This window comes from Traorella massiliensis, from assembly GCF_900104665.1.
GTDB lineage: Bacteria > Bacillota_I > Bacilli_A > Erysipelotrichales > Erysipelotrichaceae > Traorella > Traorella massiliensis.
In genome coordinates, this window is sequence record NZ_LT629969.1 from 96,200 (window position 1) to 118,266 (window position 22,067).

General features: G+C 36.3%; 25 protein-coding genes and 1 riboswitch. Of the genes, 23 read left to right on the forward strand and 2 right to left on the reverse strand.

Annotated features, from left to right (window positions below; genetic code table 11):
• Window positions 1-3: 3 nt before the first annotated feature.
• Both BQ5367_RS07645 and BQ5367_RS07650 read right to left on the reverse strand, forming a co-directional pair.
• Complete coding sequence (locus BQ5367_RS07645) at window positions 4-270, reverse strand: spore coat protein (RefSeq protein WP_071441946.1); 267 nt, start codon at window positions 268-270, stop codon at window positions 4-6.
• Window positions 270-473, reverse strand: coding sequence for a hypothetical protein (locus BQ5367_RS07650; protein ID WP_071441947.1), 204 nt, complete (start codon window positions 471-473; stop codon window positions 270-272). Before BQ5367_RS07650 ends, BQ5367_RS07645 begins: the two co-directional genes overlap by 1 nt.
• Before the next feature lie 103 nt (window positions 474-576).
• On the opposite strand from BQ5367_RS07650, the gene BQ5367_RS07655 reads away from it, so the two are divergent.
• The 23 genes from BQ5367_RS07655 (at window position 577) to rpsJ (ending at window position 22,062) form a co-directional block, all read left to right on the forward strand.
• Complete coding sequence (locus BQ5367_RS07655) at window positions 577-1,107, forward strand: DUF402 domain-containing protein (protein ID WP_071441948.1); 531 nt, start codon at window positions 577-579, stop codon at window positions 1,105-1,107.
• Between the two features lie 10 nt (window positions 1,108-1,117).
• Window positions 1,118-2,263 carry a DUF3810 domain-containing protein gene (locus BQ5367_RS07660; RefSeq protein ID WP_071441949.1) on the forward strand — a complete coding sequence of 382 codons (1,146 nt, stop codon included), beginning with the start codon at window positions 1,118-1,120 and terminating at the stop codon, window positions 2,261-2,263.
• Between the two features lie 82 nt (window positions 2,264-2,345).
• Window positions 2,346-3,692 carry an MATE family efflux transporter gene (locus tag BQ5367_RS07665; RefSeq protein ID WP_071441950.1) on the forward strand — a complete coding sequence of 449 codons (1,347 nt, stop codon included), beginning with the start codon at window positions 2,346-2,348 and terminating at the stop codon, window positions 3,690-3,692.
• 15 nt (window positions 3,693-3,707) lie between these two features.
• A complete protein-coding gene (locus BQ5367_RS07670) occupies window positions 3,708-4,898 on the forward strand; it encodes an aminopeptidase (protein WP_071441951.1) in 1,191 nt (396 codons plus the stop codon).
• Between the two features lie 238 nt (window positions 4,899-5,136).
• Entirely contained in the window at window positions 5,137-5,967 is an 831-nt protein-coding gene (locus BQ5367_RS07675; protein WP_071441952.1) for a PRD domain-containing protein, read from the forward strand.
• 126 nt (window positions 5,968-6,093) lie between these two features.
• On the forward strand, window positions 6,094-7,488 hold the full coding sequence (locus tag BQ5367_RS07680) for a PTS transporter subunit EIIC (RefSeq protein ID WP_071441953.1): 1,395 nt from the start codon (window positions 6,094-6,096) through the stop codon (window positions 7,486-7,488).
• Window positions 7,488-8,447, forward strand: coding sequence for a DUF7916 family protein (locus BQ5367_RS07685; RefSeq protein ID WP_071441954.1), 960 nt, complete (start codon window positions 7,488-7,490; stop codon window positions 8,445-8,447). The genes BQ5367_RS07680 and BQ5367_RS07685 overlap by 1 nt, the downstream gene beginning before the upstream one ends.
• An 18-nt stretch (window positions 8,448-8,465) precedes the next feature.
• Window positions 8,466-8,939 (forward strand): PTS sugar transporter subunit IIA, encoded by a 474-nt coding sequence (locus tag BQ5367_RS07690; RefSeq protein WP_161940482.1) that lies wholly within the window; start codon window positions 8,466-8,468, stop codon window positions 8,937-8,939.
• Window positions 8,940-9,271: 332 nt separating this feature from the next.
• Complete coding sequence (rpsL, locus tag BQ5367_RS07695; protein ID WP_071441956.1) at window positions 9,272-9,691, forward strand: 30S ribosomal protein S12; 420 nt, start codon at window positions 9,272-9,274, stop codon at window positions 9,689-9,691.
• Window positions 9,692-9,713: 22 nt separating this feature from the next.
• Window positions 9,714-10,184 carry a 30S ribosomal protein S7 gene (gene rpsG, locus BQ5367_RS07700; RefSeq protein ID WP_071441957.1) on the forward strand — a complete coding sequence of 157 codons (471 nt, stop codon included), beginning with the start codon at window positions 9,714-9,716 and terminating at the stop codon, window positions 10,182-10,184.
• 14 nt (window positions 10,185-10,198) lie between these two features.
• Window positions 10,199-12,268, forward strand: coding sequence for an elongation factor G (fusA, locus tag BQ5367_RS07705; protein ID WP_071441958.1), 2,070 nt, complete (start codon window positions 10,199-10,201; stop codon window positions 12,266-12,268).
• Between the two features lie 76 nt (window positions 12,269-12,344).
• On the forward strand, window positions 12,345-13,529 hold the full coding sequence (gene tuf / locus BQ5367_RS07710; RefSeq protein ID WP_071441959.1) for an elongation factor Tu: 1,185 nt from the start codon (window positions 12,345-12,347) through the stop codon (window positions 13,527-13,529).
• Between the two features lie 124 nt (window positions 13,530-13,653).
• Window positions 13,654-14,382 carry a gamma-glutamyl-gamma-aminobutyrate hydrolase family protein gene (locus BQ5367_RS07715; RefSeq protein WP_161940483.1) on the forward strand — a complete coding sequence of 243 codons (729 nt, stop codon included), beginning with the start codon at window positions 13,654-13,656 and terminating at the stop codon, window positions 14,380-14,382.
• A 47-nt stretch (window positions 14,383-14,429) separates the two neighbouring features.
• A riboswitch (TPP riboswitch) is annotated at window positions 14,430-14,516 on the forward strand.
• 29 nt (window positions 14,517-14,545) lie between these two features.
• Complete coding sequence (locus tag BQ5367_RS07720; RefSeq protein WP_071441961.1) at window positions 14,546-15,136, forward strand: energy-coupled thiamine transporter ThiT; 591 nt, start codon at window positions 14,546-14,548, stop codon at window positions 15,134-15,136.
• Between the two features lie 81 nt (window positions 15,137-15,217).
• The gene (locus tag BQ5367_RS07725) at window positions 15,218-16,039 is read left to right on the forward strand and encodes a Cof-type HAD-IIB family hydrolase (RefSeq protein ID WP_071441962.1); all 822 of its coding nucleotides are present in this window, start codon (window positions 15,218-15,220) and stop codon (window positions 16,037-16,039) included.
• A gap of 14 nt (window positions 16,040-16,053) precedes the next feature.
• Window positions 16,054-17,037: a Gfo/Idh/MocA family protein gene (locus BQ5367_RS07730; protein WP_071441963.1), complete on the forward strand. Its 984-nt coding sequence runs from the start codon at window positions 16,054-16,056 to the stop codon at window positions 17,035-17,037.
• Window positions 17,038-17,188: 151 nt separating this feature from the next.
• Window positions 17,189-17,401 carry a FeoA family protein gene (locus BQ5367_RS07735; RefSeq protein WP_071441964.1) on the forward strand — a complete coding sequence of 71 codons (213 nt, stop codon included), beginning with the start codon at window positions 17,189-17,191 and terminating at the stop codon, window positions 17,399-17,401.
• A gap of 9 nt (window positions 17,402-17,410) precedes the next feature.
• Window positions 17,411-17,632, forward strand: coding sequence for a FeoA family protein (locus BQ5367_RS07740; protein WP_071441965.1), 222 nt, complete (start codon window positions 17,411-17,413; stop codon window positions 17,630-17,632).
• A gap of 48 nt (window positions 17,633-17,680) precedes the next feature.
• Complete coding sequence (gene feoB / locus BQ5367_RS07745) at window positions 17,681-20,011, forward strand: ferrous iron transport protein B (protein ID WP_202615282.1); 2,331 nt, start codon at window positions 17,681-17,683, stop codon at window positions 20,009-20,011.
• Window position 20,012: 1 nt separating this feature from the next.
• Window positions 20,013-20,138, forward strand: a complete 126-nt coding sequence (locus tag BQ5367_RS13070; RefSeq protein WP_083383203.1) for a FeoB-associated Cys-rich membrane protein — start codon at window positions 20,013-20,015, stop codon at window positions 20,136-20,138.
• Window positions 20,123-20,491, forward strand: coding sequence for a helix-turn-helix domain-containing protein (locus tag BQ5367_RS07750; RefSeq protein ID WP_071441967.1), 369 nt, complete (start codon window positions 20,123-20,125; stop codon window positions 20,489-20,491). The genes BQ5367_RS13070 and BQ5367_RS07750 overlap by 16 nt, the downstream gene beginning before the upstream one ends.
• A 370-nt stretch (window positions 20,492-20,861) precedes the next feature.
• The gene (locus BQ5367_RS07755; RefSeq protein ID WP_071441968.1) at window positions 20,862-21,134 is read left to right on the forward strand and encodes a hypothetical protein; all 273 of its coding nucleotides are present in this window, start codon (window positions 20,862-20,864) and stop codon (window positions 21,132-21,134) included.
• A gap of 616 nt (window positions 21,135-21,750) precedes the next feature.
• Entirely contained in the window at window positions 21,751-22,062 is a 312-nt protein-coding gene (rpsJ, locus tag BQ5367_RS07760; protein WP_071441969.1) for a 30S ribosomal protein S10, read from the forward strand.
• The last annotated feature ends 5 nt before the right edge of the window (window positions 22,063-22,067 follow it).

Genomic DNA, 22,067 nt, shown 5'->3' on the forward strand with positions numbered 1-22,067 from the left:
CAACTATTTCATTTCACTTATTTTTGTTTTTAACTGTTTATGGCTTTTTTCAATAGCACTTGCTGTTTGTGCCTGTACTGTCATCCAGCCTTGTTCGATCATCAGATCATAAGTGTTTCTTTGCATTTGAGTAACTTCTTCAAATAATTCGTTGGCTGTTTGAAAACATTCAGGTGTTCCTGCTTCTTCTGCGAAATAAGCATACATCATTCTTAAATGTTTTAAAGATACAAGGGCGCAGTTAATGATCTGCTCATCATTGAATTTCATTATTTGGCACCTCCCATTAGATCTACAAGTGTTGTTGCCTGATCTTTTAAATCTGTACAAATATTTTCAAGATAAGTTTTTAAATCTTCGTCTTGAAGCTGTTCCATTTCTAATTTTGTTTTTTTGTATATCAGCATAGATGCATTGACGATATCTTCGATATACAGGCAATCTTTAGGGGTTAACGTTAATTTTTTGGCCATAGTAATCTCCTTTACTAGTATCTAATATGTACACAAATAAAAAGACCATTCAAAAATGGTCATCTTTTGTGTATAATAATTAAAGTTAGTAAGGAGTGAGAGGATGCTGCCAAAAGTAAAAGAATCAATTTATATTCAAAGCTTTAAGCATGATGGCTCACTTCATCGCACATGGGCTAAGGGTTATGTCATGGAAGCTAATGAAAAAAGAATCGTCTGTGTTACAAATAAGACGTGGGTGAGTGAAAGTGATGGCAGAAGATGGGTGACTCGTGAACCGGCAATCTATTTTTTCTATCCCGATAAATGGTTTAATGTCATCAGTATGATACGTAAGACGGGTATCTATTATTATTGTAATATTGCTTCACCAAGCATATATGATGGAGAAAGTCTAAAAAATATTGATTATGATCTGGATTTAAAAGTGAATCCCCAGTATGGGTGGACGATCCTGGATGAAGATGAATATGTTGAACATGGCATTGAAATGGGGTATTCAGAGGAACTGAAAAAAGCGATTGAAAAAGGGCTTGATCAGGTCATTGAATTAGTGGCAGATCGTAAAAGCCCTTTTGATCATGATGAAGTGAGTGCTATTTATGAACGCTATTTAGAAGAAACACAGCGTTAAATGAGGAATTATGAAAAATATAAAATTTGAAAAGAAGGTTCAATATCGGCTGATTGGGGCATTTGCGTTGCTTTTCATCAGTGTGATATTGATGCTTGTTTCTTTAAAAGTGAATGGATTTGCGCAATGGTATGCAACTCATATTTATCCGCTGTTAGTAAGTGTTATTGGGCGTATAAGCGGCTTTTTTTCTTTTTCATTGTGTGAAATATTCATATATATCCTTTTGATCTGGCTCATATATACGTTAGTTCAGGCAATCAGAAAAAAAAGTAGCTTATCAAAAAAGAATAAAGAAGATGTTTCTTTGCCATATTTGAATATGGAAACAGAGGATTCTAAGAAATCTTATCTAATTTCATGGTTTTCAGGTGTATTGCTTGGAGCAGGCTTTTTGATATTTCTTTATGTTATTTGTTGTGGCATCAATTATAGACGTACTTCTTTTTCTGAAGAAAGCGGGATCATTCCTATAGAATATAGTGCTGAAGAATTAAAAGAAATCTGTGTGCAGCTTACGGAAGAATTAAATGAATTGAGTGATCAGGTTTTACGAAATGAAAAGGGAATCATGGTGCTGAGCGTAGATGAAGGTGAACAGGCAATTTCAGCAATGAGATCTCTAGGTGAAGAATATGAGAGTCTTTCTGGTTATTATCCTCGGCCAAAGAAGTTGATCGTTTCTGAGCTGTTATCTTATCAGGGCTTATCAGGTATCTATTTACCTTTTACAGTTGAAGCAAATTACAATGGTGATATGATTCCTTATAATATGCCATTTACCGCTTGTCATGAGCTTTCTCATTTAAGAGGCTTTATGCAGGAAGATGAAGCTAATTTCATTGCTTTTCTAGCATGCATTCGTGATGAAAATATTGATTTTCAATATAGTGGCTATATGCTTGGCTGGGCTTACTGTATGAATGCTTTATATCGTATGGATGATGAAAGCTGGCGGGAAGTAAGGGGATTGCTTGACAAAGCGATAGAAAAAGATTTATTAGCGAATAATGAGTTTTGGGATCATTATGAAGGAGTTGTATCGGAAGTATCCAATCAAATGAATGATCTTTATTTAAAGGCGAATGGTGAATCAGAAGGTGTACAAAGCTATAGCCGGATTGTCGAGCTGATTGCTGCTTATTACAATAAATGAAAAAATATGTAAAAAATAATGTACATATTTTCATAAAAATGATAAACTTTCATATAGATATTTTTATTTGTGGAGGTATCTTATGAAGCAAACATATAGTATTGATATGATCAATGGTCCCTTGTTAAAAAATATTGTCTTATTTGCAGTTCCATTGATGTTTACTAATTTTCTTCAAATTTTATTTAATGCAGCAGATACGATCGTTGTTGGAAAATTTGCAGGTGAAACAGCCTTAGCTGCAGTAGGGGCCACGGGATCGATTGTCTTTCTGATCACCTCTTTGTTTAATGGACTAGCTACAGGTTCAAATGTTGTCATTGCACGCTGTATGGGAATAAAAAAGGATGAACTGATCAGCAGGGCTGTACATACCTCTATATTTGTAGCTTTAGGCGGAGGAGCTATATTAACGGTAATTGGTTTTATTTTTGCCAGATCATTTTTAATAGCGATGTCAACTCCTAAAGATATCATTGATTTAAGTAATTTATATATGCAGATCTATTTTTGCGGTTCATTGTTTTTATTGGTGTATGATTTTGGAGCTGCAATTCTTCGTTCTAAAGGAGATACTCAAAGACCTTTGTATTTTTTATTTGCAGGTGGAATTTTAAATGTTGTATTAAATCTGATATTTGTAATTGTTTTTCAGATGAGTGTAGCTGGCGTTGCAATTGCGACAGTAGTATCTCAGGCTGTTTCTGCTTGCCTTGTTTTAATTGCTTTAGTTAAAGAGGAAGATGCAACACATTTAGACTTCCGTAAGCTTCGGTTAGATGAAACGATTGCATGGGATATCATAAAAATTGGAGTTCCAGCAGGTATTCAAGGGATTGTCTTTTCTTTGAGCAATGTAGTGATCCAGTCAAATATCAATTCGTTTAATTCCTCTACGATCGTAGCCGCAAATAGCGCCGGAGCAAATATTGAAAATTTTGCGTATATTGGCATGATGGCATTTACACAGGCAACGATTACTTTTACAAGCCAGAATATGGGAGCTGGGAAAAAGGATGCTGTTTTAAAAATAATGCTGGTAACGCTTGCTTTGACAGTTTTAAGTTCTTTATTAATTAGTGCATTAGTATATGGTTTTGGTAATACATTATTAGGCTTTTATACGAATGAGGCCATGGTCCGTGAATATGGTATGATACGGTTAAAGTATGTTGTGGTATGGCTTTTTTTAAATGGTATCTTAGATGTTTTCGTCTGTTCCATGAGAGGAATGGGAGTATCTACTTTGCCAACGCTTCTTATGATCATTGGTATATGCGGATTACGGCTTGTGTGGCTTTATTTTGCTTTTCCATATTATCAGACACTTGAAAGCATTTATATTTGTTTTCCAATTAGCTGGTTATTTACCTCGATCATTCAATTTATACTTTGGATATTTGTATATAAGAAAAATGTAAAAATATAAAGGGAGGATATAAAGATGAATTTAGAAAAAATGATTCGAAAATATGCGTATACATTAGCTAAAGTTGGTTTAAATGTACAGAAAGGACAGACTGTCTTAGTTGAAGCCTGTGTGGAAGGACATGAATTTACGCCAGTTTTTGCGGAAGAATGTTATAAACTGGGGGCTGGAAATGTCGTTGTTCATTATTTAGATATGGCAAATATGAAAGTTGCTGCAAAATATCGCAGTGATCAGGATGTACGTAAGGTTGAAAAGTGGGAAGTGGAGATGCATGAACCTTATTTAGAAGATGGAGCCTGTTATGTACGCTTAGAAGGGGTTGATGTAGAATTGATGAAAGATGTGAGCGAAGAACAGTCAAATGCGATTTTCGCTCATGTAGATGCCATTCGAAATATCATGCGCAAAGCAAGCCGTGAAAAACATTGTCAATGGCTAATAGCCATGATTCCCACTAAAAAATGGGCTAGCTATATATTAAATGAAAAAGATAGTGAGAAAGCTTTAGAAGAACTGTGGAAGCTGTTGTTTAAGCTTTGTTATATTGATGAAGAGAATGATGTTGTTGAAACATGGAAGCAATTAAATGAAAAGAGGCGTTTAATGGGTAATAAGATCGATGCCTTGCATTTGAAGAAATTACATTATACAGCTTCCAATGGCACAGATCTAACGATCGGATTGTCAAAAGATTCTAAGTTTGGTTATGAGAAACCAAATGAAGAACAACTTCCTTTTAACGCAAATATCCCAACAGAGGAAATATGTACGACACCAGATAAATATCAAACAGAAGGTATTGTGTATGCTTCCCGTCCGTTGGTATTGGGTGGCAAAAGTATCGAAAATTTTGGATTTCGTTTTAAAAAAGGAAAAGTGATCGAAGTACTGGCAGATGAAGGAAAAGAAATGTTAGAGGCTTTGATTCATATGGATGAAAATGCAGCATATTTAGGCGAATGTGCATTGGTGGAATATCATTCACCGATTTCGATGAGTCATCTTGTTTACTATACGACTTTAATTGATGAGAATGCGAGCTGTCATCTTGCTTTGGGAAGAGGTTTTGGCAAAGGTGAGAATTTTAATGACTCCTCGATTCATGTCGATTTTATGATTGGTACTCATGATATGCAGATCATGGGCATTGATCAAAACGATCATGAAATAGTAGTATTTAAAGATGGTGATTTTGCTTTGTGATCCAGCATCTTCGATATATGTTTATTCTTTAATATGAAGCAACATTCAATCAAAGCATAAACTGAAAAATGAAGAGTTTTGTAGTGTTTGCTCTGTTGACAGAAGAAGGTGTGTGTGATAATATATGTGTACAAAAGAATAGATAGGGATGTAACTCACTCATCTGAGGCATAAACCTAAAAAGTAGTTTAAGGGAGAACTGCTTTTTAGGTTTTTTTATTTTTTACGAGGTGAAAAGATGAAAATAAAGAAAAAATTAAATAACAATGTCATCATAGCTGTTAATGAAATGCTTACGGAGTTTGTTCTTGTTGGAAATGGTATTGCTTATGGCAAGTCAATTAATGATGATATACAACTTGATTGTGCAGATAAGATATTTACTACTCAAGGTAAAGGTGTTGCTGAAAAATTAAGTAGAATCATTGAAGATATACCATTAGAATATGTAAAAGTCTGCGATGAAATAATTAATTCAGCAAAAAAACAATTAAATGAAAATTTAAATGAGAAAATATATTTAACATTGATTGATCATATTTCATTTGCAATTGAACGTCATAATTCTGGTATTGATATCAGCAGCTTGCTTAAATGGGAAATCAAAAAAATTGCCCCTAAAGAATATGCTGTAGGCTTAAATGCTTTAGATATAATTGAAAAAAGACTAAATATTCGTTTGCCAAATGATGAAGCAGTATATATTGCTTTTCATATACTTGATTCTCGAATTAGAGAAGATGATTTCACAGTTAAGACAATAGCACTTACTCGACAAATTCTTGAAATTGTTAAATCAGAATTTGACGTTCAGTGTGATGAAAATTATCAGCCGTATAATCGTTTTTTGATTCATTTACAATATTTGGCACGTCGGATTTTTAAACAGGATATGGCATTGAGAAATGACAATTCGCTAATGATATATGAAAAGTTAAAATATGAACTTCCTAAATGTTATAGATGTGTATGTATGATAGAAAAAAAGATTGATGATGAATATGATTTTAAATTGAATGAGAATGAAAAAGCTTATTTGATGATTCATTTACATAATTTAATTTCTTAATTTTTTAGATTTGTAATGAAATGTGTTTTCGTAATCGTTAGGAGGAAATAGACAATGAAAAAAAATATACCGCCATAAAAATTCAAAATATTAATGAAGATAAATTGTTGAAGGGAGGAAAGAACAGTGAATAATGAACAATTTATTAAAGATTTGCTACCGTTAGTAGGAGGAAAAGAAAATATCAAAAAAGCAATCCATTGTCATACTAGATTGCGTCTTACGCTATATAACTATGATTTGGTAAGAGATGACGAAGTGAGAGCTTTGGAAGGAGTCATGACAACTAAAGATTCTGCTGATCAGTATCAGATTGTTATTGGTGAAAAAGTAAAAGATGTTTATAAAGAATTGCTGAAATATGGAAGCTTCAATGGTGCTGACAATATAGAAGAAACAAAGGGAAATAGTAAAAATAAAAATCCTTTCTCGATGTTTGCTGAAACAATGTCTGCTGTTTTTACACCTTTGATTATTGCAATATGCGGATCGGGATTGATGACAGGACTACAGATCTTGCTGTATAAAGTAGGACTCATTCAACCAGGAGATGGTTTCTATGTTACACTTGAGGTATTGGGAAACACAGCCTTTTATTTTCTTCCGTTTTTAGTAGCTGTAAGTGCTGCAGATCGATTTGAATGCAATAAATATATGGCAATAGCATTAGTAGGTATACTGATGCACCCGACTTGGATGTCTCTTGTTACCGATGAAGTTAGCAGCCTTATGTTGTTTGATGTAATACCGATTCGTCTGTTAAGTTATTCATCATCAGTTATACCACCGCTTTTGTCTGTTTATTTACTTTCTAAAACTGAAAAAATACTTATAAAGGTCATACCTGCTTCTTTAGGAACAGTTCTTGTTCCTGCTGTTGAATTATTAGTTTTAGGCCCGATTGTGATTGCCTTCGTTGGTCCGTTCTCACAATGGGCAAGTGATATATTAACTGAAGGTTATGCTAATTTATATGCTGTTGCTAGTATTCCTGCTAGTTTGTTGTTTGGAGCTCTCTATCCTCTGGTTGTTTTGGCAGGGGTTCACTTGAGTTTTGTGCCTCTTATGCTGGATAGCATATCACATACTGGCGTCGATTATATCATGCCGCTGATGTCAATTGCTCACTGTGGACTGGCAGGAGCAGCATTATGTATTTTTATTAAGACAAAGAATCAAAAATTTAAATCAGTGGCTGCCACAGGTGCACTTGTAACAGGTATTGGGTTGACTGAACCTGCATTATATGGGGTGTGCTTACCACTAAAAAAACCACTCATCATTTCTTGTATTTGCAGCGGTATCGGAGGTGCTTTTTATGGAATTTTTAAGGTTAGCGCAATAGCATTGGGTTTATCTCCTCTTGGATCAATTCCTTTATATTTTACTGATACTTTTGTTTATTGGGTAATTGGTGCTGTTATGACGGCTGTTCTTTCATTTGTAGCTGTATGGATTTGGGGTTATAAAGCCGGAGATGAAGAAATAATTCCTCAATATAGAAATAAGGAGAATATGTAATGAGCAAAAGATATTTAGAATTTACCCCAAAACAATTAACAGAACTTTCAAAGAAAGATTTTTTAGATGGAATTCGTGCTTCGGAGGGTAGAGTTGCAGGTGCTTATGTCTGCCCTTTGTCACCAAATTATCTTGAAAAAGTATCAAATATTGAATTGGCTGCTGCATTTGGTGCTGATTATATTACACTTGAAGGATATGATCCAAAGAATTTACAAATACCAGGACTGCCATCAAAAAAATCTGAAGATGATAAGATGACTAAAGATTTATTACAAGTAGAATTAGGTATAGGTTATAGTATTCCCGAATTAAAAAAGATTGTTGGTAGACCGATTGGGATGATTTTATTAGTTCCTCGTAAAAATGAAGTTTTTGGCGGGATCTACAAAAATTCTATATATTCAAAAGAAATGATGGAATATCTTATTGATGAAAAATATGATTTTATTTGTTTATGCGGATATGGCCAGCAAGAAATGCTAGATGCAGTGCATGAAGCTCACGAACTATTTAAAGATAAAATAGTCATTGAGGCTGGAATTCCGCATGGGCCAGGAAATATTGATCAGAATTTTCCCCCTTATAATTTAAAAGAAATTGTAACTCCTGATTTTGTAGGAAAATTAGCACAGGCGGGTGCTGATATTGTTGATATTCCAGCTGTGGGAATTGTTCCTGGATATAGTATTGATTATGTTACAAAACTTGTTGATGCAATTCATGGAGAAAAATCATTAGCGGCTTCTAGCGTTGCTCATTCGCTTGAAGCATCAAGCAAGGAAGTGCTTGAAAGAATAATATTAGATAACAAAGTATGTGGCGTAGATATGTTTAATATAGCTGCTGGCGGCGTATTTGAAAGTGTTACGCTTCCCGAAACCTTAGAAAATATATGTATAGCTGTAAAAGGAAGAAGACATACTTATCGCAGGATGGCTCAGTCGCCTCTTCGATAATTGAGGGAGGAATTCAATTTGTTTAAAAGGGAAAAAAGAAATGTTGTGTATGCTACACAAACAGGTCAAGTACTGCCGATTGAAAAAATATCAGATTCTGTATTTGCAAAAAAAGTTTTAGGAGATGGTGTATTTATCATACCTGATAATGAAAAGGTATATGCACCAATAACAGGAAGGTTAAGAGTAGTTTCAGATAGTAAACATGCATATGGAATCGTGGGTCAAGACGGTATCGAACTTCTTGTTCATATTGGTATAGATTCTGTTGATTTAAATGGTGAAGGATTTAAGTCTTATGTCAATGTAGGAGATAAAGTTAAAGCTGGAGATTTGCTTTGTGAGATTGATTTTCAAGTATTTGAAAAAGCAAATATTTCTACAGAAACTGCAATTGTAATTGCAAATAATGAAAGATTTAAGATTATTGAACGAAATGAAATGCCAACAGTGGCTGGAATTACTGAAATTTTTAGATATGAACAAATATAAAATATAGTATCTATGTAAAAAAGACGAATAGCTGATTTATTAAGAAAGCTTCGTCTTTTTTGTAATTTTAAATGATTGCCGATTTCTTGTAACGGTCAATAATTTAATAACTATCCGCCATGATCCTTTTGCTTTAGAGGAAAAAGAGAATTATGATCTTATTTCTTTGTGAATATTTTTTTTAAAAAGTAAAAAATAGCTGTTGACATCCGGGCCTTTAAAATGCTATTATATCAAAGCTAGCGTAAGTGTGTTCCTATTTTATGGGAACATTCATTTATTGCTTGAAATGACACACCCGGAAATGTGTGTTTGAATGAAAGGAGGACAATATGCCTACAATTAATCAGTTAGTTACTAAGGGACGCACAAAGAAAGTATGGACAAGTAAATCCCCGGCATTGAACAGAGGGTATAACTCATTAAAGCGTCGTCCAACAAATTTAAGTTCACCACAGAAACGTGGGGTATGTACTCGTGTTGGTACGATGACACCAAAGAAGCCTAACTCAGCGCTTCGTAAGTATGCCCGTGTCCGTTTATCAAATGGAATGGAAGTTACAGCTTATATTCCAGGAATCGGACATAACCTGCAGGAACACAGCGTCGTATTGATTCGTGGAGGACGTGTTAAGGACCTGCCAGGTGTTCGTTATCACATCATTCGTGGTACTCTTGACTGCGCCGGTGTAAATAACCGTAATCAATCTCGTTCATTGTATGGAACGAAAAAACCTAAAGCAAAGAAATAGATCGTGAAAGGAGGAAATCAGTATGCCTAGAAAGGGACATATCGCAAAACGTGATGTATTAGTAGATCCAATTTACAACTCGAAGCTGGTTACTCGTCTGATCAATAAAATCATGATCGATGGTAAAAGAGGGGTTGCACAGACGATTCTATACAATGCGTTTGACATTATTGAAGTAAAAACAGAACGTCAGCCGATGGAAGTATTCGAACAGGCACTTGAAAATGTTATGCCAGTTCTTGAATTAAAGGTTCGTCGTGTTGGTGGTGCCAACTATCAGGTTCCTGTTGAAGTAAGTCAGGAAAGAAGACTGACTTTGGGACTGAGATGGTTAGTTAATTATTCTCGTTTAAGAAACGAAAAAACGATGGAGCAAAGACTGGCTGCCGAAATTATTGATGCAGCGAATGGAACAGGAGCTTCAGTGAAGAAGAAAGATGATACTCACAGAATGGCTGAAGCAAATAAAGCATTTGCTCACTATCGCTGGTAAAAGGAGTTTAGAATATGGGACGCGAATATTCATTAGCAAATACTCGTAATATCGGTATCATGGCGCACATCGATGCCGGTAAAACAACAACCACTGAACGTATTCTTTACTACACAGGAGTAAATCACAAGATCGGAGAAACACATGATGGTGCTTCTACCATGGACTGGATGGCTCAGGAACAGGAAAGAGGTATTACGATCACTTCAGCTGCAACAACGGCACACTGGAAAGGTACGAGAATTAATATTATCGATACACCAGGTCACGTTGACTTCACTGTTGAAGTAGAACGTTCACTTCGTGTACTGGACGGTGCTGTAACTGTTCTGGATGCAAAAGCGGGTGTTGAACCACAGACAGAAACAGTATGGCGTCAGGCTTCTCAGTATGGTGTTCCTCGTATCGTATTTGTTAACAAGATGGATGCGATCGGTGCCGATTTTGAGATGTCAGTGGATACGATCAAAAAACGTCTAGGTGCTAAAACAGCAGCTGTACAGTTGCCAATTGGTGCAGAATCAGATTTTGTGGGCGTTATTGATATTATTCAGAGAAAAGCTTTTGATTTTGAAGGTGAATTAGGAGTAAACGTTGTTGAGATTCCTGTACCTGAAAACTTAAAAGATAAAATGGAAGAAAAACGTCAGGAATTGCTTGAAGCAATTGCCGATTTTGATGATGATATCATGATGATGGTTCTTGAAGGTGAAGAACCTAGCATCGATCAGATCAAGAAAGCAATCCGTAGTGCTGTATGTACAGGTGAATTCTTCCCTGTATTCTGCGGTTCAGCTTATAAGAACAAGGGTGTTCAGCTGATGCTGGATGGTGTTGTAGAATATCTTCCTTCACCACTTGACATTCCTGCTATTACAGGTACGGATGAGGATGGAAATGAAGTGGCTCGTCACGCTGATGACAATGAACCATTTTCTGCTTTAGCATTTAAGATCATGACGGACCCATTCATTGGAAAATTAACTTATTTCCGTGTTTATTCAGGAACTTGTGCAGCAGGAAGCTATGTATTGAATGCGACAAAGAATAAACGTGAAAGATTTGGACGTATCGTGCAGATGCATGCGAATTCCCGTAAGGAAATCGATATGGTTTACTCAGGAGATATCGCTGCCGGTGTTGGCTTGAAAGAAACAACAACAGGTGATACGCTATGTGCTGAAAATGCACCAGTAATTCTTGAATCAATGGTTTTCCCTGAACCGGTTATCCAGATTTCTGTTGAACCAAAATCAAAAGGTGATCAGGATAAGATGACGTTAGCATTGCAGAAGCTTGCTGAAGAAGATCCAACATTCAAGACTTATACAGATAAAGAAACAGGTCAGACGATCATTGCCGGTGTAGGTGAACTTCACTTGGATATCATCGTTGACCGTATGAGAAGAGAATTTAAAGTAGAAGCCAATACAGGTGCTCCGCAGATTGCTTATCGTGAAACGATTCGTCAGGCTGCTGACTGTGAAGGTAAGTATATCAAACAGTCAGGTGGTCGTGGTCAGTACGGTCACGTATGGATCAGATTTGAACCGAATGAAGAAGGCAAAGGCTTTGAATTCTATGATGAAACTGTTGGTGGTTCTGTACCAAAGGAATACATCAAGGCTATCAACGAAGGAACAGAAGCTGCTCTTGAAAATGGTTTGATTGCTGGTTATCCGGTAATCGATATCAAGGCAACATTATTCGATGGTTCTTACCATGATGTCGATTCAAGTGAAATGGCTTATAAGATCGCTGCTAGTATGGCTTTAAGAGAAGCTGCTAAGAAGTGTAAGCCAGTACTTTTGGAACCAATTATGTTAGTAGAAGTTACTGCTCCTGCTGAATATTTGGGAAGCGTTATGGGTGATATCTCATCTCGTCGTGGACAGATCACAGAACAGGAAGAAAGAGGAAATGCAGTTATGGTTAGTGCCTACGTTCCGCTTTCAGAAATGTTTGGTTATGTAACTGACTTACGTTCATTTACTCAGGGTCGTGGAAACTATTCTATGAAAATGGACCACTATGCTGAAGTTCCTAAGTCAATTGCAGAAAAAATCGTTAAAAACAATGCTTAATCAATGTGATTAGTGTTGCTTTTATAGAAAAATTGAATTAAAATAAAAAAGTAAAAAACTAGGAGGAAATCAAGAAATGGCAAAAGAAAAATTTGACAGATCCAAAGTGCATGTTAATATTGGTACTATCGGTCACGTTGACCACGGAAAAACTACATTAACTGCTGCGATCACAAAAGTTCTTTCTGAAAAAGGACAAGCTGAATTTAAAGCATATGATGCAATCGATGGTGCGCCTGAAGAAAAAGAACGTGGTATTACAATTAATACAGCTCACGTTGAATATCAGACTGCTACTCGTCACTACGCTCACGTAGACTGCCCAGGTCACGCTGACTACGTTAAGAACATGATCACTGGTGCAGCTCAGATGGATGGTGCAATCCTAGTAGTTGCTGCTACTGATGGACCTATGCCTCAGACTCGTGAACATATCTTGCTTGCTCGTCAGGTAGGTGTTGAAAATATCGTTGTTTTCTTAAATAAATGCGATATGGTTGATGACGAAGAATTAATCGACCTTGTTGAAATGGAAGTTCGTGAATTGTTAAGCGAATATGGATTCGATGGAGACAACGCTCCAGTTATCCGTGGTTCTGCTTTAGGTGCATTGAACGGAGAAGCTAAATGGGTTGAAAAGATCAACGAATTAATGGATGCTGTTGACAGCTACATTCCTGAACCAGCTCGTGAAACTGACAAACCATTCTTAATGGCTGTAGAAGACGTATTCACAATCACTGGTCGTGGTACAGTTGCAACTGGACGTGTTGAACGTGGTATCTTAAAACTTGGTGAAGAAGTTGAAATCGTTGGTATCAAAGATACAAAGAAAACTGTTGTTACAGGTATCGAAATGTTCCGTAAGTTACTTGACTTTGCTGAAGCAGGTGACAACATTGGTACATTGTTACGTGGTATCAACCGTGATGAAATTCAGCGTGGACAGGTATTATGTAAGCCAGGATCAGTACATCCACATCATCACTTCAAAGCTCAGGTGTATGTACTGACTAAAGAAGAAGGTGGACGTCACACTCCATTCGTAGCTAACTACCGTCCTCAGTTCTATTTCCGTACAACTGACGTTACAGGTGTTATCGCTCTTCCAGAAGGCGTTGAAATGGTTATGCCAGGCGACAACGTTGAAATGGAAGTTGAATTGATCCACCCAATCGCTGTTGAACAGGGAACTAAGTTCACGATCCGTGAAGGTGGTAGAACTGTTGGAGCTGGAAACGTTACTTCAGTTATCGCTTAATGAAAGTTTAAAAGGGCTGAACTCATTTGGGTTAATGCCCTTTTTTTATGTCATTTTAAAAATGATTCAAATCTTGAATTGATTATTTGAATTGCTTATAATGTATGATATTGGAGGTAATAAAGTGAAACCAATAATTGCAATCATTTCTGGCCTTAAAAGAAACAAAGAAGAAGGTGTTTTTGAAGGGGAACTTTACAGTTATATCACACAGGAATATGTAGATGCTGTTGAAATGTGTGGAGGGATTCCATTTCTTATTCCATTACAGAAAAAGATTGAGGATGTAGAAAAACTATTGGATGTTGCAGATGGAATCATCTTACCAGGAGGCAATGATATTGATCCTTCTTTTTATCATGAAAAGACAAGAGCTGAATGCGGGGAGATCTTTCATGAAGTAGATCAGCTTTATCTATGGGCCATTGAACTTGCAGAGAAGTTAAATAAGCCATTATTAGCAATTTGTAAAGGTCACCAGATGTTGAATGTTGCTTATGGAGGGACTTTATACCAGGATCTTCATGTTCAAAAAGAAAACGTGACAGAACATTCTCAAAACCAGCCTCGCCATCTTCCTTTTCATGAAGTTCAAATCAAAAAAGATTCAATTCTTTATGATATCTTTTCAGATAAGACACAAGTTAACAGTTTTCATCATCAGGCGATTAAAGATTTGTCTGAAGATTTTGAGATATTGGCTAAAAGTTCAGACGGAATCATTGAAGCTGTTTTAAAAAAAGAAGGAAACTGGATGCTAGGTGTTCAATGGCATCCGGAAATGATGGCAGCTACTGATGAAAAAATGAAGGCTATCTTTCAATTATTTATCAACCGATGTAAAAAAAGATGATTCTGTCATCTTTTTTCTTTACATTTATAAAAAAACGTCTATAATATAAACGTCGACAGGGGTGCATTAAGCTGAGAGAGTCCCTTTGACCTGATCTAGTTAGTACTAGCGTAGGGAGTCAATGTTTTTTTGATGTTCTTACGCCTCATGGAGGTGTTTTTTTATGAATAAAACTAGAAATGAAGTATTGAATTTAGTTTATATGGCCTTTTATGTGGCCTTATCACTGGTTCTGACCTATCTGAATGAACTATTCCCGATCATTCAAATGCCAAATGGCGGATCACTGGAATATGCCGTGATTGCCTGCTTTGTAGCCAGCTACCACTTAGGATGGGTAAGAGGTGTCATTGTATCACTGTTAAGCTGGGTGATCGGAACATTTTTTGGATTACACTATTTTTACGTTGGTCCTATGCAGATAGCTTTGGATTATGTAATTCCTTATGGTCTATTAGGTCTTGCCAGTTTATTTCCGCGGATTAAATTAGGTAATTTTACAATTAGTAATATTTATACGGGTATTGTTGGCTGTATGTTCCTAAAATATGCTTCTCATGTTTTGGCAGGCGTTTATTTCTGGTTCCCTGCCGGGGAAGCTGCTGGCAGTTTAGGTGCATGGATCTATTCTGCATGGACGTATAATCTGGCTTATAACTTATTGACTTTAGCAGTGGCCTTGATCATTACTCCAATTTTGATATATTCAGTTAGAAGATTACATACGGTGAAGTTTGTAGGGATCAAAGATTAATTATTTGCCTGTTTGAGTTTCAAACAGGCTTTTCTTATGATAAAATGAAAGAGGTTTGAATTTTACAAAAGGAGGATATGCATGAATGGAATCCAGCTTGTATTATGTGATATTGACAGTACTTTAATAACGGATGATCAAAGGCTGACACCTCATACAAAAAATATCATTGACCGTCTTCATAAAAATGGTATCAGATTTGGCATAGCTTCAGGAAGACCTATCAATGAGGTGAATAAAAAAGCAAAGCTATGGGGCTTTGATTATAATTTTGATGTTTTGATCGGCATGAATGGATCAGAACTGTGGGATGAAAGATCACAAAAACAGTTTGATTATTATAAGCTTAAACGAGAGTGGATGAAGGAAATTATTGAATTAATGGAGCCTTATCATGGCAATCCTTTCATTTATTATCATGATATCATGATGTGTAGAGATAATGATGAAAATATGAAGCGTTCTTCAAAAAAGAATGGTAAAGAAGTAGTGGTGGTCAAAGAGTTAAAAGAACTTTATGCAGAAGAGAACGCCAAGATCTTATTTCGTATCAAAGAAAGTCAGATGAAAGAAATTGAAGCAATGCTTGAAAAACTGGATGCACCTTATAAAGGGTTTAAAACACAGCCAAATCTGATTGAATTTGCGGATAAAAGAACATCAAAAGCCTATGCACTGAAAGAGTATTGTAAGATGAATGAGATTGATTTACAAAATGTGCTAGCTTTTGGTGATACGACCAATGATAATTCTATGCTGGAGTGTGCAGGATGGGGCGTCTGCATGGCAAATGGCAGTGATGATACAAAAGCAATAGCTGATGATATAACAGAAAAGACTAATAATGAGGATGGCTTTGCTTGTTATATGGAAGAACATGTTATGAAGAAGTTTAATTGGTAATCTGGGAGGAAAAAATGAAAATAGGAACGATTGGTACAGGATCCATTACAGATTGGGTTATGGGACAGCTGCTTGAATATGAGGAAAATGAATATGTAGCTATCTATTCAAGAAAACAAGAAACGGCACAAACATTGGCAGAAAAGTATCATGTAGAAAAGATTTATACAGATTTAGATGAGATGTTAAAGGATGATGAAATAGATTGTATTTATGTAGCATCTCCGAATTCATTGCATTATGAACATGCGAAAAAGGCAATGCTGGCAAATAAAAATGTAATCGTAGAAAAGCCTTTCTGTTCAAATGTACAGGAATGTGAAGAATTGATTGAATTATGTAAAGAAACAAAATGTTTTCTTTTTGAAGCCATTACAACGGTTTATAATCCAAACTTTTTAGCAATCAAAGAAAAGCTGAAAGAGATTTCTCCAATTAAGGTCATAGAGTGTAATATGTCACAATATTCTCGTAAATATGATGCATTCTTAGAAGGAAAGAAACCTAATGTGTTTACGCTGACTTTTTCTGGAGGCGCTTTGATGGACATCAATGTGTATAATTTACATTTTGTGATAGGTCTTTTAGGTGTGCCGCAAAATGTTTATTATGAAGCGAATATCAAAGAAGGAATCGATACAAGCGGAGTATTGTGTTTAAACTATGGCGATATAAGCGTAAGCTGTGTGGGAAGCAAGGATAATATTGGTGTTAATTTTTGCCAGATTCAAGGTGAAAAGGGTTATATTTATGTCGAGGGTGCCAGTAGCTTAACCAAGAAGGCAGTGATGCATTTACGAAATGGTGAAGAGGTTGTCTTTGATGATCAGAAACATGATGGAGCGCATTATTATTATGGCGGAGCCATGTTGAAGATGATCAAGGAACAAGATTATGAGAGCTGTTATAAGATGCTGGAGCATTCTTTAAATGTAATGAAAGTCATTGATATGGCAAAAAAGAGTGCCGGAATCGTATTTGATGCAGACAGAAAATAGTACAGGAATAAGACCTGTACTTTTTTAGGCAAATGAGAAAAAACAAATGATAGAAATAGGAAATATTTAGAAAACTCCTATTGACAAAAAAGTTAGCTGGTGGTAATATTCTTCTGTAAGTTAGATACAACTAACTGGAAGGAGAGGTCATATGCCATTAACTTTAGCGAGTGCAGGTAAGACAATGCGTATTTATAGGATCATTGGTAAGGATGATGTAAAGCGTCATCTGGCTGATTTAGGTTTTGTTGAAGGCGTTGAATTGAGCGTTGTCAATGAGCTTGGCGGTAATTTGATCTTAAATGTGAAGGGAACACGTATTGCGGTAGATAAAAAAATGGCAAGCCGTATTCTTGTTAATTAGGAGGGGAATATGAAAACATTGAGAGAGTGTAGACCAAATCAGAAGGTTACAGTTGTGAAAATTCATGGAAGCGGACCGGTAAAAAAGAGAATCATGGATATGGGAATTACAAAGGGAGTTGAAATTTTGGTACGTAAAGTTGCTCCTTTAGGAGATCCTATTGAAATTAATATCCGTTCGTATGAGTTGTCACTACGTAAGGCAGATGCAGAAATGGTGGAAGTTAAGTAATTTTTTTAAAAGAGGAGTTAGATTGAACTAACTATAATGGAGGGACTTATGAAATATGCTTTAGTGGGGAATCCCAACTGTGGGAAAACGACCTTGTTCAATGAACTAACGGGAAGTAGTCAGTATGTAGGAAACTGGCCAGGTGTTACCGTAGAGAAAAAAGAAGGAAAGCTGAAAGGCAGAAAAGATGTGATCATTCAGGATTTACCTGGAATTTATTCGTTATCACCTTATACTTTGGAAGAAGTTGTTGCACGTAATTATATCGTGAATGAACATCCGGATGTTATTATCAATATTGTAGATGCGACCAATTTGGAAAGAAATTTATATTTGACGACACAAGTCATGGAATTAGGTGTGCCGATGGTCATTGCATTGAATATGATGGATGTTGTTCGAAAGAATAAGGATGAAATCAATGTTAAAGAGTTAGAGAAACGTTTGAACTGTAAGATCGTTGAAATCAGTGCTGTGAGTGGTGAAGGCTGCAAAGAATTAATGGAAGCCGCTCATCAGCTTGAAAAACAGCGAGCTCAAAAATATTTAAAATATGAGGGTGAGCTTGAAAAAAGCTTAGAAGAAGTTAGTGCTTTGATTGATGGCAAATTTGAACATCATTTACTACGCTGGTATGCCGTGAAGCTTTTGGAAAATGATGAAAAAGTTGCTGAGGAAGTTGAACTATCAGAAAGTATTAAAAATGAGATCAGTAAGATTCGAACAGCACTTGAAGAAAAGATGGATGATGATGCGGAAAGTATCATTACATCTGAACGATATGAACGAATTGGTTCGATCTTAAAAAATATCTATGTTAAAAAGAATCAATCCAATTTATCGATGAGTGATAAGATCGATAAAGTGGTTACGAATCGCTGGTTAGCTTTGCCGATCTTTGTAGTTGTGATGTGGCTGGTTTATTATATTTCAGTAACAACCATTGGAACTTGGGCAACAGACTGGGCGAATGATGGTGTATTTGGTGAAGGCTGGCATCTGTTCGGTATTGGTACGAGTGAATACGAAGAAGATGCCGCTGCTTACAGTCGTGCAGATCAGATTCTAAGTGCCGCTAGTGAGGGTGAAACAACCGTTATTATTTATGATGATGAAGATGTAGAAATTGAAACTGTTGCGATTACAGATAGCGTTGTCAATGAAGCCGAAACAATCGTTGAAGCAGGTGAGCCTGATACTTCCGAATATGGTATCTGGGTACCAGGAGTTCCAGTTATCGTAGGAGACGTATTAGAGTCAGCAGGTGTCGCAGATTGGCTATATTCACTAATCATTGATGGTATTATCGGTGGTGTAGGTGCAGTATTAGGATTCTTGCCACAGATGATGGTCTTGTTCCTTTTGCTGGCACTTCTTGAAGATTGTGGTTATATGGCACGAATTGCGTTTATCATGGATCGAATTTTCAGAAAATTTGGTTTGTCCGGAAAGAGCTTTATTCCTATGTTAATAGGAACGGGTTGTGGTGTACCTGCAATCATGGCAAGTCGTACAATCGAAAATGATCGTGATCGTAAAATGACGATCATGACAACAACGTTTATTCCTTGTTCCGCTAAACTCCCAATTATTGCTTTGATTGCGGGTGCATTATTTAATAATGCATCCTGGGTATCACCTAGTGCGTACTTTGTAGGAATGGCTGCCATTATTGTGAGTGGAATTATATTAAAGAAAACAAAACTTTTTGAAGGCGATGTTGCTCCATTTGTGATGGAACTTCCAGCCTATCATATGCCAAAGGCAAAAGGAGTCCTTTTACATATGTGGGATCGTTCTAAGGCCTTTGCGAAGAAGGCAGGTACGATCATCTTCGTTTCAGCTATCGTGCTTTGGTTCTTACAGGGATTCAACTGGCAATTAGAAATGGTTGATAACAATGAATCTATCTTAGCTTCGATTGGTAATGCCTTTGCCTTTATTTTCTCGCCGCTTGGCTTTGGAAACTGGAAAGCAACAGTTGCAACTGTTACAGGATTGATCGCTAAAGAAAATGTTGTATCAACATTCGGTGTCCTTTATGGCTTTGCGGAAGTTGCAGAAGATGGTGTTGAAATCTGGGGTACGCTGGCAAGTGAATATACCATGCTATCTGCCTACAGCTTCTTAGTTTTCAATTTGCTGTGTGCCCCATGTTTTGCAGCTATTGGTGCTATTTCAAGAGAAATGGGCAGTGCGAAGTGGACGTGGATCGCAATTGGATATCAGTGCTGTTTTGCTTATGCTGTTGCTCTTATTATTTATCAGTTAGGTACTTGGATCACAACAGGTGTCTTTGGAATCGAAACTATCTTTGGCATTGTAGTATTGGCCGGATTACTTTATCTGTTATTACGTCCAGCCAAGAAGAGTGAGTAATATGGATGTAGTTGTCATATTGATCCTAGCTGGCTGTGTGACACTGGCTATACGTTCGATGCGTAAATCAAAAGCATGCGGATGCTCAGGGAACTGTGCAGGATGTCAGAAATGCGGCCGTCATTAACAAGAGGACAGTTAAGATGCCTGTTGCTGGGAGTGATTACACAGCAAGCAAATTGTGAGGGCATTCGAGGCATTGATATTGCTTCAGCACTCGGAGTATCAAGAGCTTCGATTCGTAAGATACTGGCAACACTTACGGAAAAAGGTTATCTTATACATCAGAAACAGCAGATGTATCTGTTAAGTGATACAGGGAAAGATCTTATGGAACGGATGTTACCCCTGTATGAAAAGATTTTCTACTACTTTCATCAAATTGTGCATCTAAGCGAGTTTGATGCAAGAGAAGGAGCGCTTGCATTGGTCATAACCTTAAATGAAGACAACCTTAAAGACTTATGTAAGCATTTATAGAAAGAAAGACAAGGAAATACTGGCTTCCTTGTTTTTCTTATTCACTTATTTTGTAAAAAAGAATTGTCTTTTCGGTTCATCAAGACAAAACTTTGATAATGTTAAAAATGTTTTTAATCAGAATATTATAGTTTATTAAATGATTGCTGGCAGATAGGTGAATATTGAAATATAAATGTTAAATTATTTTTTTATATATTAGGAAATTTCATTTTTGATTAATAGAAAGATGATAAAAGAAAATAAAAAAAGTTAAGTGTGATTTATGTTATGATAATATATATCATCAATTTGAAATTATAGTATCATTATAGTTATTAACATGATATAATATATATACAAAACATCTCATTTCTGTCAAGGAGGCATCATGAAAGTCTTTTCTCTTTCCAACCGTTTCTATTACCGCGAATTCCCTGATCTGAAGAACACCGTTCTTCATGATCTTGATGTCTACAACCGTGTCCTTCATAAGGCCTATAAATGTCTTTACGATTGTGCCTATAAGGGAGCCGCGTTTAAGGACAGCGAGCTTCACCAGCTCCTTAAAAAGCAGTTTCATCTTAATGACTATATCCCTCTGTCTGCTGTCCATGAAGCCAAGGCCTTACGCTTCAGAGAGGAGCAAAAGAAGGAGATGTGAAGGTGCCGGTGGAACCACGCCGCTAGAAAGGCAGGTGGGTATGCAGATAGGGAGTTGCTTATTTGCATATGATTTTGGTTACAAAATCATTTTCTTGTAAAGGAAAAGATTTTAAAATTATGTGCTGATGATTCTTTAGAAAGATAAAAGCGTTTTAAAAAGAATGATGTTTTTAATGTTAGAATATGCAAATTTTGGACAAAGAGGCAGCTGATTTGTCCTGTTTTTATGAAATGCTGTTTACAAGTTTTACGATAGATTTGAATTTATTACAAAAATATGATCATGGATGTATTCTTTAAATACTAAAAAAAGGAATATGTTTGAAAAAATGATCTAAATGCTTACGAATTTTTTTGAATCGATTATTTAAAATGAAAAGCGATAAATAAAAAGCAGCAAGAGTTAAAATATGAAGTTATTCATATTAAAAGAATAGTGTAAAAAAAGCTAAAAAAAGGCTTGCATTATGCTTTTTTGCTTGTTATAATATTGGAGGTTCCGCGTTGACATGCGAGGTTGCTGACACACTGAGATGCGTTGTCACGGTGTACAGTCAGGGAATTTGTATCGAGCGGTTAAACTCCGTCAAGAACGGAAGAAAAGGAGAGATAACATGGCAAAGAATAGCGTTAGAATTCGCTTAAAAGCTTACGAACACAGAATCCTTGATTCTAGTGCAGAAAAAATCGTAACAGCTGCCCAGGCACATGGTGCCAAAAAAATCGTTGGACCTGTACCACTTCCAACTGAAAAGCAGGTAGTAACAATCCTGCGTGCGGTACACAAATATAAAGACTCTCGTGAACAGTTCGAAATCAGAACACACAAGAGATTGATTGAGATCGTTGGACCTACAGCAGAAACAATCGATGCATTGAGCCGTTTGGAACTGCCAAGTGGTGTTGACATCGAGATCAAGCTGTAAGCTGG